This window comes from Shewanella sp. SP1S2-4 (assembly GCF_031932075.1).
Lineage (GTDB): Bacteria > Pseudomonadota > Gammaproteobacteria > Enterobacterales > Shewanellaceae > Shewanella > Shewanella baltica.
Window position 1 is genome coordinate 75,308 of the sequence record NZ_JAUOET010000006.1, and the last position, 15,624, is coordinate 90,931.

Genomic DNA, 15,624 nt, shown 5'->3' on the forward strand with positions numbered 1-15,624 from the left:
AACCTTAATCATGCTGTTGATAAATTGCTTTTATCTTGTTTCGCAGCCAAGTGATTTTGGGGTTGTGGCTGTTTCTCTTATGCCAAATCAAGGTAAAAGGAATGGCAAGTTTATCAAGATATTCGCCACTTATCGGGATAGGACGACTGACTAAGTCAGGGTGTAATTGGTGGGCATACTGCTCACAATATTGCGGCGCGATTGCCATCATACTGTGGTGAGGCTCTGCCGCGACAAACAGTGACTGCTCAAAGCTGGCCAAGGTCAGTACTATATTGCGACTTAAACCAAGCTCAATAAGTACATCATCTAAGGCCCAGGTTTCGCTCTTTTCCCACAAGATATTGATATGCGAGTATTTTAAGAAAGTGTCTATATTCCACTCTTCCTGCAAGGCGGGATGATCGCGGCGTAAATACACCTGGGGAAGATCGGTAAATAAAACCTCAAAATCGATAAAATACGGTAATAAATCAAGGGATTCCTTGGAACGAGGATGACTTTCTCGGCCTGTAAAACCTATGTCAGCCTCACCGCGAATAATGGCCTCCAGAGAATCATAATCCCAATTTCGTACTTTCACTTTTGCATCAGGGTAGTGTTGGTAAATAGCCTGCGTTAATTGATTAAGCATAATGAGCGACAAAGGTGACTCAAGCATTAGCTCAAAACTGAGCCCTTTTGCCATATCGTCCCCGCGCTTGCCCATAAGCTGTTTGCCCATTTGTAACCAATCGGCTAAGTCATGCTCCATGCTTTGGGCCAATGGCGTTAACTGCAATCCCTGAGGCGTTTTAATGAATAGTGGGTCGTCAAACCAATCACGCAATTTCGCCAAGGATTTACTCACGGTTGATGGGGTGACATTGAGCTTTTTAGCGGCCTTAGTCACACTCCGCTCTTGTAAGAGAAGTTGTAGAGTAAACAATAGATTAAGGTCAAGACGTGCGAGTGATTTCTTCATCTAGATAAACGCTCGGTGCTGTAGGCACACATAATATGAGTAAGGTACTGATAACAGAGCCCAAGGCTAATATCAGCAACAATATGTTAAGTGGACTAATACCTATTAATCCCATCAGCCAAATATACAGTGCTGAAGTACAAACCTGTGCAATACCTAACAATGAACTTGCCACCCCAGCACGCGATGCAAAGGGGCTCAGTGCTTGGCTCATAGTCACACCAAATCCAATAGCGAATCCGCTACAGACAAAACCAAAGCCTAATAAATTCACATTAAGGCTAAAATATTGCACCTGAGTTAGCACAAACACTAGCGCGGCAGCTGCAAATAACAGCTGTGAAATCAACATCAAACTTTTTTCTTTAAGCACAGCAAGTGCAAAAGGAGTCGAGAACGATACCAGCATACTCACTAACGCTGTCAATGCCATAACATTAGAGTATTGCCCGCGGTCAAACCCCATCTGCCCCATGATCAGCATGGGAGACACATTGACATAACTGAGAATCGTAGTCACACCTAGAGTCGTCATAACAAGCCGGCTGAGGAAAAAGGACTGACGAAAAGACTCTTGCGACGTCAGCTCACGATTAACATCCTCAATCCTACTCTGCGCTGGCTTAGTCTCCCGTAATATAAAAATACATAACAAACAGACTAATAGTCCCATGCCAGCCATAGTGCTAAACAGACTCTGCCAAGGGAACTTGAGCATAATTACATGCCCAATAACAGGTGCAATGACCGGGATAATGCACGTAATACCATTGATCATTGAGAGCACTTTAGCTCGAAGCTTATCGTCTAAGGTGTCGCGTAGAATAGCAAAGGCGACAACGTAACAGGAACCAGCACCAATTCCCTGCATAAAACGAATGAGTAAGAACTGATTGCTTGTCTCAGCCATGCCACCTAAATACGAAGCTAAGGCAAAAATGATAGCGCCGAATAGAGTGACAGATTTGCGTCCTAATCGGTCCGCAACGCTGCCAGCAAAAAGCATAGTTGCCGCCATTCCGCCAAGATACACAGAAAAAGCGATATGCAACTGTGCTTCACTCGCGCCTAAATCCTGCGCGATTTGCGGTAAACCAACCAAGTACATATCTATCCCAGTTGGATACAGAAGCACTAAACAAAAACTACACAAAAGATATCGCAACATATACCTCCCCCATCTCCTCGCAAATAAGTTGCGCTTAGAGTAGTGGGGCGACCGCAGTTAAGTGAGTGGCTTTTTCGACAACAGGTATTTCCGTTTGCGACCAAGGGATATAGGCCGTGGAATTGGCCCTAAATTGAAAAAAAGAAGTCATTTAAATAACATGTCCCCAGCGCTTGCTAGCACGGGGACATGTCTGCGAATGGTAAATATTATTCTATGAACCCAACACTCATTGCTGAGGTGTTAAGGGTGCAGGAAGGACTTGGATGGTTAAACTGCCCTCTGCTGGCAAATATTGCTGTGCCAATTTATTCAGTTCAGCAACCGTCATCTGCTGTGCCAACACTTGTCTTTGTTTGAAAGCAGCAAAACGCCCAGGGTTGCTCTGGGCATTTGACGCTAAATCTAACCAAAAACCATTGCTCTGCGGCGCGGCTTGCATCCATTCAAGTACAGGTTGACGGGCTCGATTAAGTAAGTCCTCGCTAATCCCCTGCGGCTGATTGACTTGGTTAACTGCAGCGGTGAAATACTCAGAAACCGTTGGCAACATGGCTTGAGTCGTCACGCTAAACAAACCTAAGTAACCATAACCGCTGGCATTGAAATCACTATAAGAAAAGGCCGATGGCGAATAACTCGCGCCCGCTTTTTCTCTCACATTCTCCGTTAATAGGATGCTGAGCACTTGCTCCAACAATCCCAGTCCAGCGTGTTGGCTTAGGTGAGTCATATCCGTTGTTGGCCACACCATGGCCAGCGCCGCTGAATCTGGATGACCATAGTGTGTTAACGTCATCTTAGCGGGCACTTTCGGGAACATAGGCACTAGCGACTGGCTATTTTTAGTGGTGCTGCGTTTAACTGCCCCGAGAGTTTCGGCCACAGCAGTAATGGCGCTGGCTTCGTCGAAATCCCCTACTATGGCGATTTCAATTGCTCCTTGCTCGACGGCTGAATGGAAACTCGGCGCCAGCTCTGCAAACTGACGTTTTAAAATTTCTTCCGGTTCACCATAACCATAACGTTTATCACCACTGTGGGAGATACGGTCAAACTGATTAGAAAACTCAGTTTGCGGGTTGCTATGGAGACTTTGCTGCTCGGCAATCACTTGCTCGCGGAACAATTGCTCAGCCTGCTTATTCATGCCGGGTTCAATCAAAAAGGCCGTCATTAAACCGAGCTGCGTGCGCAGTTCTGCAGCATTGGTACTAATCTCACCGCCAAAACTCTGCTCACGCACGCCTAGGTTGATGGAAATATCTTGCCCAGCAAAAATCTCCTGCAGGCTTTCATAATCATGGGCCTTGAGTCCACCCTGCACAAACGCACTGTTAAACAGATAAGATAAGCCATCTAACTCAGGGAATGGCACTTCACCAAAGCCTATGTTGAGGCTGACCAAAGTAGTGCCTTTATTAAAGTCAGTAGGCTTAAGATTAAGGCGTACGCCATTGGAAAATTGTAGCTGGCGAATGCCCGTTTCGGCATCGCGACTATCGGCCACTAACTTGCCTTGATCGCCAAATTGAGTGTATGCAAACTCGTCAATCGCCTTAGTTGCTGGCGCACTCACAGCTTGTTTGCGGCTTTTCTCATAGCTAGCGATAAGCTGTTTTTCAACATTTTCGATGGGCTTATTGCTCGTCAGATACAGATACGGCGTAGCATTCCATGTCTGATTAAACACTTGCTTTAGCTTTTGCGGCGTCACTGTTGGCAGTATTTTTTCAAAAAATGCCAGCTGCCACTCAGGCTCTACAGGCACGCGATTTTCCGCGACCGAATACACTAACCCCTCGGCAATATTCACACTGTGGATAGTAGTGCTACCCGCTGCGCTGAGCTGATACCCTTTGTGCATACGTTTGATTTGTTGGTCAATTTCCTGCTGACTAAAACCAAACTCTTGTGCTTGGCGCAGGGTTTGCTCCAATATTGCTATGCCCTCTTGCCAGTTATTCTCCTGCGTACCTAAGCTCATTTGAGTGCCATAGGCGATATCAAATTGATCCCCAACCTGCAGGCTAACGCCAGATAAACCTTGGCTATGCAGTAACTGCGACTCCATTCTGCGATACAAGATGCCGTGGGCGAGTTCAAGCAGTATTTCCTGCTCTCGTACGGCAGGGCTGTCGGCAGGGTATGCCATAGGCTTGAGCATACCGAGTGAAACCGAGGTCGATAGGCTAGGATCGAAAAATGCCGCCGCCTCGACGCTTTGGCGCTCTGCGACAGTGCCTAGCGCTTGCGGCTTAACCTTCGCCGCCAAAGGCGCGGCCTGCCAACTGGCAAACTGTTGTTTTATCTTTTGTTCAACTGCGGCTACCTCGATATCACCCACCACAATTAAGGTGGTGCGTGAGGGCGTGTAAAAACCTTGGTATAAAGACAGCAGCGTCTCGCGAGTAGCATTCTTGATGCTGTTCGCCTCACCCACAGGTAAGCGCTTTGACAACAGTGTATTTGGCATTAAAAACTGTAATTGATTGCGGTAATTCTCCAGATCCGCACCGCTACGCTCACGCAGTTCAGCCAATACCACCGCTTTTTCACGCTCGATAAGCGCCGGGTCGAGTAGTAAATTACTGCCAATTTCACGCATTAAAAATAAAGCAGTATCGACTCTATCTTGACTATTACTAGGCAAGTTGAATTGATAAACCGTCTGCTGAAACTCAGTCACAGCATTGGTATCGGCGCCAAAACTCAGACCTAAGCGCTGCAAAGTCGGGATCATCTCGCCCGCAGCCAAACCCGTCGAGCCATTAAAGGCCATGTGTTCAAGAAAATGCACTAACCCCTGTTCGGTATCGGACTCCACCACTGAGCCGACATCCAACCGCATGCGCACTATGACAGCCTGCTCTGGCGTCTTATTGCTCACTAATAAATAGCGCATGCCATTGGCAAGTTCACCGGTATGGACTCGCCCACTCATGGGCAAGTCAGGCGTTCCCATCCACAGCGGCTCTTCGCTCGCCTGTAGTGGTAATGCCACAGTTAACAATGTCAGCAGTAGCCACTGGCGCATCAGGCTAATCGCCTTGAAATTATTCATTAAAATTCGCACTTTTCCCCCAAAATCAAACAAGAAACCTAAGAAGCGCATACCTAAGTTTCAGATAAAATAAGCAGTCACTATAGTACCTAAAGCACTTTAAGTCACAAAATCAATACCTTATGGCGTACTAAAAATAGTTTATAGCCTTGATATTTAGCAGGAATATCTTGAAAAATAAGCGCGAGGGGATAGGGCAAAGGATAGCATTCAGTAAGCTAAAAATTAGCTTATACCAACCGTATTAGCTCCCAGATGTTAGCAGTGACGTTAAAAAAGCAGAATATAAGTGATTAGAAATATATTCCGCTTTCATATTCAGAAATTTAAACTAACAAGGTGAGAGCATAAATAATCATCGCCCAATAGAAACAAAACAGACAAATCCATATCCAATTCAACCAAGTTAAGCGCGAATTATCAGGATATTCCACAGATTCAAGTGCAAAATTAACTGCTTTTTGAGCTTGATACAGCGGATATAAAACAGCTAATGGAATAAATATTGATGCCACAACTAATGATATTGGCAACGTTTCAATTTGATTAAGAATTCCGCCAACGACTAACAACACAACATAAAATGTCGCCATAGCTGAGCTATTCCAGCGATACTCTCGATTATCTTCTTTAATGTATTCACTAATATAAACAAATAGAGAATGTGTATAAAAGATAGAAAAAAAGCTACGCGCTATTGGCCATGCATCTAAGTCATAGTAATTTTTTAAAGCCTGCCACTGTTTATAAAACCAATAAACTTGGTAGAGACCAAAGGTTGCAATAAACATGATAATTAACTTGGTCAGTGATACATGAAACAGTGGCGCACTGTGACTTTTACTCTCTACCTTGGTTAACTTATCATCACTTTCCAACAAACTGCTTTCCTGACTCATTGTCTCTTCCATGGGAATATTCCTTTATATAAATAATGCCTAAGCCATATAGCTTTCTATTAGTTACATCATCTTGATGTGATGCGTGCAACATTCTAATTGAAAAGCTGAATATTGCTAAATAAATTAATTTACAAATTAGTCACAACTAGAAGTGTGTGTCATAAAAAAGCCCCACAAATCATTGCGAGGCTTTAAAAAATGAGATTATGTCGACTTTAGCATCTAAATTGACGCTAGTACTTCATAGCAAATTAGAACGGGATATCGTCGTCCCAGCCATCATCCAAATCTGGCGTGAAGTTTTGCTGTGGTTGTGGTGCTGGACGTTGTGCCGGCGCAGCTGGCGCTTGATAAGCAGGCGCTGGAGCGGCTTGTGGCTTAGGCGCATAACCACCTTGCTGTGGTTGAGCTTGTTGTTGTCCATATTGCTGCTGAGCAGGTGCTGGCGCAGCATATTGTTGCTGAGCTGGCGCTTGGTAAGCAGGTGCAGCTTGAGGCGCTGGCGCATATTGATTTTGCGCTGGTGCCGCTTGTTGCGGTGCAGATTGGTAACCAGTATTTTGTGGCATGCCGCCGCCCATTGGCGCGCCTTGTGCTTGGCCACCTTGACCACGGCTACCTAGCATTTGCATGCTACCGCTTTGGTCGATAACCACTTCAGTGCTGTAACGGTCTTGACCGCTTTGGTCTTTCCACTTACGGGTTTGCAGTTTACCTTCGAGGTAAACCTGTGAACCTTTACGCAGGTATTCACCTGTAATTTCAGCTAATTTGCCGAACAGAACCACACGGTGCCATTCAGTACGCTCTTGCTGTTGACCTTGTTGGTCTTTCCACGATTCGCTGGTCGCAACTGTGATGTTAGCGACTGCATTACCGTTTGGCATATAACGCACTTCTGGATCTTGTCCCAAATTGCCAACCAAAATTACCTTGTTAACACCACGACTGGCCATTGAAATCTCCTGCGATTCTTTAAATAATCTATTAATTCAGTATGTTGTTTATCTGTGTCGCCATAGAGGAAAATCAGCTTCCCCAAATATCACACGGCAGACCCAGATATTATTGAGCAGAGCCTAACACAGCTCGTGCTTCTCTTAAATCGAAATGCTCGTCGACCTTAAGATAAGCAACTTTTTCATCAAGCACGACGATCGCTTCGACGACGCCCATGAGCTGTGATAACTGAGCCGCCATATCCCGCGCTTGCGCCTTGTCTTTGACTTCGGCTTCTAAGGTGTAACTCTTTAACAGCACAGGATTTTCCATGCCCAATGTCAGGAATAACCAAATAGACATTAAGATCACAGCAACAATAAACACCCCGACCGCACCCACTAATTGGAAGGCGCCACCGCCCAGCATACCACCACAAAAGGCCCCTAAAAACTGGCTAGTGGAATACACGCCCATGGCCGAGCCTTTTTCACCGACGGGGCAAAATTTGGCAATCAAACTGGGCAATGAGGCTTCTAAATAGTTAAAGCCAGTGAAAAACAGCACCACTGCAAAACTCAACACCCATAAGTTATTAGAGAATAAAGCCATCGCCAGCAATGCCACTATCATTATCACGAGGGCAATTTGGAACATCGCCTTAGTATTTTTGCGCTTAACCCCTATGATGATTAACGGCACCATCAAGAAAAACGCGCCCACAAAAGCAGGGAAATACAGCATCCAGTGTTTTTCTTTGACTAAACCGGCATCCACCAGATCCAGCGGCAAGGCCACGAATACCGCGGTTAACACTAAATGCAGAATAAAAATCCCCGCATCGAGTCTAAACAACTGGGGATCGGTCAACATACGCTTGAGTCTGGCAGGCGTGGCTAACGTGTCACCCTTAGGCGCGTGGGAAATCGGATTCGGCACTAAAAATTGCACGATCAACATGCCCGTCACAGCGAGAATCGCCGTGAGGAAGAACAAGCCTGATAAGCCAACATGTTGCGCCACAATCGGGCCGACCAGTAAGGACAGCGCAAAAGAGCCGCCAATACACATACCAATAATCGCCATGACCTTAGTACGCTGTTCGTCGCGGGTTAAATCCGCCGCCAGTGCTAACACGGCTGCGGCAATCGCGCCCATGCCCTGCACTGCACGACCAAATACCACGCCGTAAATCGAATCGGCGTTGGCGGCAATCAAGCTACCAATGGCAAACAGCACCAGACCGATAAGGATAATCGGCTTGCGACCATATTTGTCAGATAAAATCCCCATGGGGATTTGCAGCACAGCTTGAGTCAGACCGTAGGCGCCGATAGCAATACCGACCCACAGCGGCGAGAAGCCTTCTAAATGCTGACCATAAAGTGCAAAGACGGGCATGATCATAAACAAGCCCATCATGCGTAAACCAAATACACTGGCTAAAGAAAACGCGACTTTTTTCTCAGTACCCGAAAGTCCGTTGTTACCCATGATTTTGCCCTGGATTGAAGTCTTTTAAGGGGCGCATGTTACCACACCCAAAAGGATTTGCTCAAAAGGAAATAGTGGCCTAAACCACTGCCTGTACCGTTAACTTTTATCCCGATTATCACAGACCTATATTGGCCGCGCTCGGATTAACATGTTTATTTTTCTGCCCTATTTAACGCTCAGGCACAGGGAAACGAGTCTAACATAGTGTTCACATTTGTCCTGTGAGTCAGTACGCAACAAGTGGATTAATCTTAGTTAATCCACTCGGAACATCACTGCCGCTATCTGCAAGGTGATGAAAAGCCAGTGCCAGCCCTAGGATTGGTGCAGATCACAGAATCAACTAAACTCAGCCGCGGAACTGTGCGATACTTATGCTCATTTTTTTAAGCATATGGCATTAGAGCGATAGATGGATAAGATTGAAATACGCGGCGCACGCACCCACAATCTCAAGAATATCAACCTGACTATCCCAAGGGATAAACTGATTGTCATCACGGGCTTATCGGGATCTGGCAAATCCTCCCTTGCTTTCGATACTTTATATGCCGAGGGCCAGCGACGTTACGTCGAGTCCCTGTCAGCCTATGCTCGCCAATTTTTGAGTTTGATGGAAAAGCCCGATGTGGACCATATCGAAGGCTTAAGCCCAGCGATATCCATAGAGCAAAAATCCACTTCCCATAACCCGCGTTCCACCGTGGGCACGATTACCGAAATTTACGATTACCTGCGCTTGATGTTTGCCCGTGTGGGTGAGCCGCGTTGTCCGACACACAATCAACCCTTAGCGGCGCAAACCGTCAGCCAGATGGTCGATAAAGTGTTAGAAATGCCCCAAGACAGCCGCTTGATGCTGCTCGCGCCTGTGGTCAACGCCCGTAAGGGTGAACACGTTAAATTGCTCGAAGGTCTATCGGCGCAGGGTTATATCCGTGCGCGTATCGACGGTGAAGTGTGTGATTTAACCGATCCGCCAACCTTAGATTTACACGTTAAGCACACGATTGAAGTGGTCGTCGACCGTTTTAAAGTGCGTGACGATATCAAGCAACGCTTAGCTGAATCCTTTGAAACCGCACTGGAACTCTCCGGCGGCATCGCGACCGTTGCCACCATGGATGACGATACAGGTACTGGTAAAGCAAAAGGCGAAGAACTGATCTTTTCGGCCAACTTCGCCTGCCCGCACTGCGGATATTCGATGGCGGAATTAGAGCCAAGGATCTTCTCCTTTAACAATCCAGCCGGCGCGTGCCAAACCTGTGATGGTTTAGGGGTACAACAGTTTTTCGATCCTGAGCGCGTGATCAGCAACACTGAGCTGTCACTGGCTGGCGGCGCGATTCGCGGCTGGGATAGACGCAACTTCTACTATTTCCAAATGCTCAGCTCACTCGCCGAACACTATAAGTTCGACGTCGAAGTGCCCTATGAGCAGCTCAGCGAAAAAGTCCGCAAGATCGTCCTGTACGGATCAGGCAAAGATAGCATTGCCTTTAAGTACATCAACGATCGCGGCGATGTGGTGGTGCGTAATCACCCCTTCGAAGGCATTCTCAACAACATGGACAGGCGCTATCGCGAAACCGAAAGTAACTCGGTACGTGACGAATTAGCCAAGTTTATCAACACCCAAGCCTGCCAAAGCTGTGGTGGTTCACGTCTGCGCGAAGAAGCCCGTAACGTGTTTTTAGGCGATATCAATCTGCCGCAACTCACCACTTGGTCGATTGGCGAAGCCTTAGATTACTTCGAGAAAGTCGAGTTTAGTGGCCAAAAAGCGCAGATCGCCGAGAAGATTTTAAAGGAAATCCGCGATCGCTTAGGTTTCCTCGTCAACGTGGGCCTCAATTATTTGAGCCTATCGCGCTCGGCAGAAACCCTCTCGGGTGGTGAAGCCCAACGGATTCGACTCGCCAGCCAAATCGGTGCCGGACTCGTCGGCGTGATGTATGTGCTCGACGAACCTTCAATCGGCCTGCATCAAAGGGATAACGAACGTCTGCTACAAACCCTGATCCACCTGCGGGATCTGGGCAACACTGTGATTGTGGTTGAGCATGACGAAGATGCGATCCGCATGGCGGATCACGTGATCGATATTGGCCCTGGCGCTGGCGTACACGGCGGCGAAGTGATTTGCGACGGCCCGATTGAGAAAATCATCGCCTGTGAAGAGTCAGTCACTGGCCAATATATTTCCGGTAAGCGCAGCATTCATATTGATACGCCGCGTATTCCCTTCGACAAAACTCAAGTGATTGAGTTATTTGGCGCACGCGGCAACAACCTGCGCAATGTGGATTTAACCATTCCCATTGGTTTATTCACTTGTGTGACGGGCGTGTCGGGTTCTGGTAAATCAACCTTAATCAACGATACCTTCTTCAAGATCGCCCATAGAATGCTCAACGGGGCGACTGTGGATGAGCCATCACCCTATGATCGTATCGAAGGCATGGAGCAGTGCGACAAAGTGGTCGATATCGACCAAAGCCCGATTGGCCGCACGCCGCGCTCGAATCCTGCCACTTATACTGGCATCTTCACCCCAATTCGCGAGATTTTTGCCGGAACCCAAGAGTCACGCACGCGCGGTTATCAGGTCGGCCGCTTCTCCTTTAACGTTAAAGGTGGTCGCTGCGAGGCTTGCCAAGGCGACGGCTTGATCAAGGTCGAAATGCACTTCCTGCCCGATGTGTATGTACCCTGCGATTCCTGTAAAGGTAAGCGCTATAACCGCGAAACCTTAGAAGTACGCTATAAAGGCAAGAATATTCACGAAGTACTGCAGATGACAGTGGAAGATGCGCGCACTTTCTTCGATGCCGTACCTGCCATTGCCCGTAAGCTGCAAACCTTGATGGATGTGGGTTTATCCTATGTACGCCTCGGCCAAAGCGCGACCACCCTTTCGGGCGGTGAAGCCCAAAGGGTGAAACTTGCTAAAGAGCTGTCTAAGCGTGATACGGGTAAGACCTTGTATATCTTGGATGAACCGACCACAGGTTTACACTTTGCCGATATCCAATTGCTGCTCGATGTCTTGCATCGTCTTAAATCCCACGGCAACACGATTGTGGTGATTGAGCATAATCTGGACGTGATCAAAACCGCGGACTGGATTATCGACTTAGGCCCAGAAGGCGGCGGTGGCGGCGGGATGATTTTAGCCACAGGCACGCCGGAAGACGTCGCCGAGCATCCAACCTCCCATACGGCACGCTTCTTAAAGCCACTGCTGGAACGGGATATTGAAATGGCAAAGGCCAATCAAGCCAAGGCTTGAGTTTCGAGCCCTTGGTCTGAGTAGAATAGAAGCGCAGTCGCATAAGCACTGCGCTTTTTTTTTAGCTCAGCAATCCAATATGCTTAAGCTATCGCATACATAGAGATCTCATTGAATTAGAATCGGATTTAGGCAAAGATGATATTCATCTTCTGGCGAAGGCTTCAGCGATAAGGAATGTCCATGCGTGATAGCACTCAGTTCCCAGTGACCCACCTTATGTTACCGAGGCAACATCAATCACTTTTAAATAAAAACCTAAGCGACATAAACCTTAGTGACATAAACCTAAGCCCATCGACTCAATTCAACCACAGTCGCATCGGTCAGCTGCTCGCCAAGTTCACGTTCATGCACTTTATAAGATATCAATTCCAAAGACTTGGCTTATTAGCACTGGCCTGCTTTGTTGCAACGACTCTCACTGGCTGCGCCAGTTCACCCGAAACCTGTGCACGTACTGAGCTTAAGCTCACTTGGGCCGAGCCCTTAGAGTTACAAGCGATTGTTACAAGATTAAGCTCAGATGAATTTGAAGGCCGCAAAACCCAAACTCCAGGCGCAGAAAAAAGTCGTGACTATATAAAGCAGCAATTTCAGGGGCTAGGTTTACAGCCTTGGGGAGCAGACTTTATCGTGCCCTTTGAATATCAAACCTTCTTCACCCAAGAAAATGGCGCCAACGTGGTCGCCAACGCCATGGCGACAGAGCCGACGAATCGATGGCGTATTATCGTCGCCCACTACGATCATTTAGGCATGAGCGGCAGCAAGATTTACCACGGCGCCGATGATAACGCCTCCGGCGTCGCTGCTATGCTGGCGATTGCCAAACATTGGCAGCAGCAATTTGCCCTGCAATCGAATACCTTACCTAAGGTGAATCTGATGTTTGTCGCAACCGATGCCGAAGAACCGGGACTCTATGGCAGTATCGCCTTGGTTGAACAACTCAAAACCCGCCTGCCAGAGGCGACTTTTGAGCTGATGTTGAATTTAGATATGGTGAGTCACCCCGGCAGGCCCTATGCGATTTACCTTGAAGGCAGTCGAAACTTCACTCAGTTCAATCAATTTAAACCTCTACTTAATCAACAGAACCGACTGTGCATTAAGCTCTCCCACCCCAAACCCGTTGGCCGTAGCATACAAAGTACCGATTGGCTGCGGGCATCGGATCACTATTCCTTCCACAAAGCCAATATCCCTTGGTTGTATTTTGGCGTGCCGACCCATCCCCAATATCACACCCCTGAAGATACCGTCGCGACAATCGACATCACTTTTCTTGCGGCAGTGACTGAGTCAGCATTTGAGTTACTTCAATTAAATGCCGAATATTTAAAGAATTAATGGGAAGTGGCGCGTTTCTTGCTCAGTTTTAGCGAAAAAAATGCAGAAAACAGGTTAAATAGCGTGACTCTGATTGGTAAAGTGGCGTCCATGCTGCTATAATCCGTCGTTCGCGGGAAATCGACACGGGGTTGATTTTCTGTCTGTGAAACTATTAGCGCCATTTCGCGCGCGCATCCACAAGGCTACAACCCAATGTCATCCGATGAAAGAACTTTCCGTGAACTCGGCTTATCCGAGAATTTGTTGCGTGCTCTTGACGAGCTAGGTTATGAAAAACCAACGCCAATCCAGTCAGCCAGTATCGACCCACTTATGGCTGGCAAAGATATTTTAGGTCAAGCGCAAACAGGTACAGGTAAAACTGGCGCCTTCGCGTTACCACTACTAAACAAAGTGACCAGCCAAACCACGCCGCAAATTTTAGTATTAGCGCCAACACGTGAGTTAGCGGTTCAGGTTGCTGAAGCGTTCAGCAGCTATGCCAAATTTATGAAAAATTTCCACGTACTGCCAATTTACGGCGGTCAAAGCATGCAACAACAGTTGAATGCACTGAAACGTGGTCCACAAGTTATCGTGGGTACGCCTGGTCGTGTTATGGACCACATGCGTCGCGGTACTTTGAAACTCGACTCATTAAAAGCACTCGTGCTCGATGAAGCCGATGAAATGTTAAAAATGGGCTTCATCGATGATATCGAATGGATCCTTGAGCACACGCCAAGCGAGCGCCAACTGGCGTTATTCTCTGCCACTATGCCAGAGCAAATTAAGCGTGTTGCAAACCAACACTTACGCAGCCCAGTGCATGTTCGTATTGAATCAAGCCAAACAACGGTTGAGTCAATTGAGCAGCGTTTCGTGCAAGTATCACAGCACAACAAACTCGAAGCTTTAGTACGCGTATTAGAAGTTGAAAACACTGAAGGTGTAATCATATTCGTGCGTACTCGTAACTCATGTGTTGAGTTAGCCGAGAAGTTAGAAGCCCGCGGTTATGCTTCATCACCACTACATGGTGACATGAACCAGCAAGCCCGTGAGCGTGCAGTTGACCAACTGAAACGTGGCAAGTTAGACATACTGATCGCGACTGACGTTGCGGCCCGTGGTCTTGACGTTGAGCGTATCGGTCACGTTGTGAACTACGACATTCCGTATGATGCCGAAGCTTATGTACACCGTATTGGCCGTACTGGCCGTGCTGGCCGTACTGGTATGGCGATCCTGTTTGTGACAAGCCGTGAAATGCGCATGCTGCGCACGATCGAGCGTTCAACTAACAGCCGAATTTCTCCAATGAAAATCCCAAGCCCAGAGACTGTTGCAGAACGTCGTCTATCTCGCTTAGGTGAGCAATTGGCTGAGACGATCAACGGCGATTTAGATTTCATGAAAGAAGCGGTTGCTCAACTATGCCAACAGTTAGAAGTCGATACCGATCTTCTCGCCGCAGCCTTGTTGCATCAAGTACAACAAGAACGCCCGCTTCAATTGCCAGCAATTCAAGAACGTGCCCGTGATGAGCGCAGTGAACGTACTGATCGCGGCAGCGAGCGTAACGACCGTGGTGGTGAGCGTGGTGAACGCAGAAGTCGCGAACCGCGTCCAATGCCAGCCAGCTTAGGTACAGCTGAAGCGTTGAAAGATAACCCAGATTTGAAAATGTGCCGTTACGTCATCGACGTAGGTCGTGAGAATGGTGTAGGTGTGGGTAACATCGTTGGCGCTATCGCGAACGAAGCTAACATCGACAGCCGTTACATTGGCGCAATCCAACTTTACGATGCAGTGACCACTGTTGACCTGCCAGACGGCATGCCAAAAGACGTGTTACAGCACCTACGTAAAGTACGTGTTTGTGGCAAGCCATTGAACATCCGTGAAGCTGGCGATCAAGTATTTGTTGATTCAGGCCGTAGCGCGCGTTCAGACCGTCCTGCTGGTGACCGTAAACCACGTGGTGACCGCCCAGCGGGTGATCGTAAGCCTCGCGCAGCATCTACGGGTGACAAGCCATTTGCTGACCGCAAACCTCGTGCAGACAAACCTGCCGGTGAGCGTAAGCCACGTAAACCACGTGAAGACTAATCTAGCTTAAGCTAGAGACTAAAAAAGGAGCCTAGGCTCCTTTTTTGTTGGCTTAACATCGCACTAGCTCAAAGCACACTGGCCAGTTGATATTTCAAGCTGATATAGTCAGTGCAAGAACGCCTAGCTTAAGGATATAAAATGGATTTTTTAGCACTGATCACTTCCCCATTTACCTCGGCACTGCCTGAACTCGCTAAGTCATGCCACAAAGATAAAACGTTATTAATCATGGTACTTGTCGGTTGCACTCTGTTTGCGGGCTTTATTGGAATGTTAGTCGCAATGGCAAATTAACTTGCAGTTAAGCCAACATGTTTATTAGTGTCGACTTAGTCTTTAGCAACG

The 15,624-nt window shown here is 47.5% G+C and carries 10 protein-coding genes; 4 read left to right on the plus strand and 6 right to left on the minus strand.

From position 1 onward, the window contains the following. Positions 1 to 4 precede the first annotated feature (4 nt). From yidZ to Q4Q52_RS08450, 6 genes are all read right to left on the minus strand, one after another. A complete protein-coding gene (yidZ, locus tag Q4Q52_RS08425) occupies positions 5 to 964 on the minus strand; it encodes an HTH-type transcriptional regulator YidZ (protein WP_311891431.1) in 960 nt (319 codons plus the stop codon). After that, positions 939 to 2,132: an MFS transporter gene (locus Q4Q52_RS08430; RefSeq protein WP_311990355.1), complete on the minus strand. Its 1,194-nt coding sequence runs from the start codon at positions 2,130 to 2,132 to the stop codon at positions 939 to 941. Before Q4Q52_RS08430 ends, yidZ begins: the two co-directional genes overlap by 26 nt. A 229-nt stretch (positions 2,133 to 2,361) precedes the next feature. Continuing rightward, on the minus strand, positions 2,362 to 5,169 hold the full coding sequence (locus Q4Q52_RS08435) for an insulinase family protein (protein ID WP_311990419.1): 2,808 nt from the start codon (positions 5,167 to 5,169) through the stop codon (positions 2,362 to 2,364). A 353-nt stretch (positions 5,170 to 5,522) separates the two neighbouring features. Continuing rightward, positions 5,523 to 6,107 (minus strand): hypothetical protein, encoded by a 585-nt coding sequence (locus tag Q4Q52_RS08440; RefSeq protein WP_311990356.1) that lies wholly within the window; start codon positions 6,105 to 6,107, stop codon positions 5,523 to 5,525. Positions 6,108 to 6,349: 242 nt separating this feature from the next. Next, positions 6,350 to 7,054, minus strand: a complete 705-nt coding sequence (gene ssb, locus Q4Q52_RS08445) for a single-stranded DNA-binding protein (RefSeq protein ID WP_107946491.1) — start codon at positions 7,052 to 7,054, stop codon at positions 6,350 to 6,352. A gap of 109 nt (positions 7,055 to 7,163) precedes the next feature. After that, positions 7,164 to 8,531 carry an MFS transporter gene (locus Q4Q52_RS08450; protein WP_006083193.1) on the minus strand — a complete coding sequence of 456 codons (1,368 nt, stop codon included), beginning with the start codon at positions 8,529 to 8,531 and terminating at the stop codon, positions 7,164 to 7,166. Positions 8,532 to 8,946: 415 nt separating this feature from the next. Between Q4Q52_RS08450 and uvrA the strand changes: the two genes are divergently transcribed. The 4 genes from uvrA (at position 8,947) to Q4Q52_RS08470 (ending at position 15,573) form a co-directional block, all read left to right on the plus strand. Beyond that, positions 8,947 to 11,829 carry an excinuclease ABC subunit UvrA gene (uvrA, locus tag Q4Q52_RS08455; protein ID WP_311988891.1) on the plus strand — a complete coding sequence of 961 codons (2,883 nt, stop codon included), beginning with the start codon at positions 8,947 to 8,949 and terminating at the stop codon, positions 11,827 to 11,829. Between the two features lie 183 nt (positions 11,830 to 12,012). Further along, positions 12,013 to 13,182, plus strand: a complete 1,170-nt coding sequence (locus Q4Q52_RS08460) for a M28 family peptidase (RefSeq protein WP_311990357.1) — start codon at positions 12,013 to 12,015, stop codon at positions 13,180 to 13,182. Positions 13,183 to 13,377: 195 nt separating this feature from the next. Next, entirely contained in the window at positions 13,378 to 15,276 is a 1,899-nt protein-coding gene (locus Q4Q52_RS08465; RefSeq protein WP_311990358.1) for a DEAD/DEAH box helicase, read from the plus strand. A 141-nt stretch (positions 15,277 to 15,417) separates the two neighbouring features. Beyond that, positions 15,418 to 15,573 carry a hypothetical protein gene (locus Q4Q52_RS08470; RefSeq protein ID WP_168825603.1) on the plus strand — a complete coding sequence of 52 codons (156 nt, stop codon included), beginning with the start codon at positions 15,418 to 15,420 and terminating at the stop codon, positions 15,571 to 15,573. Positions 15,574 to 15,624: the final 51 nt, after the last annotated feature.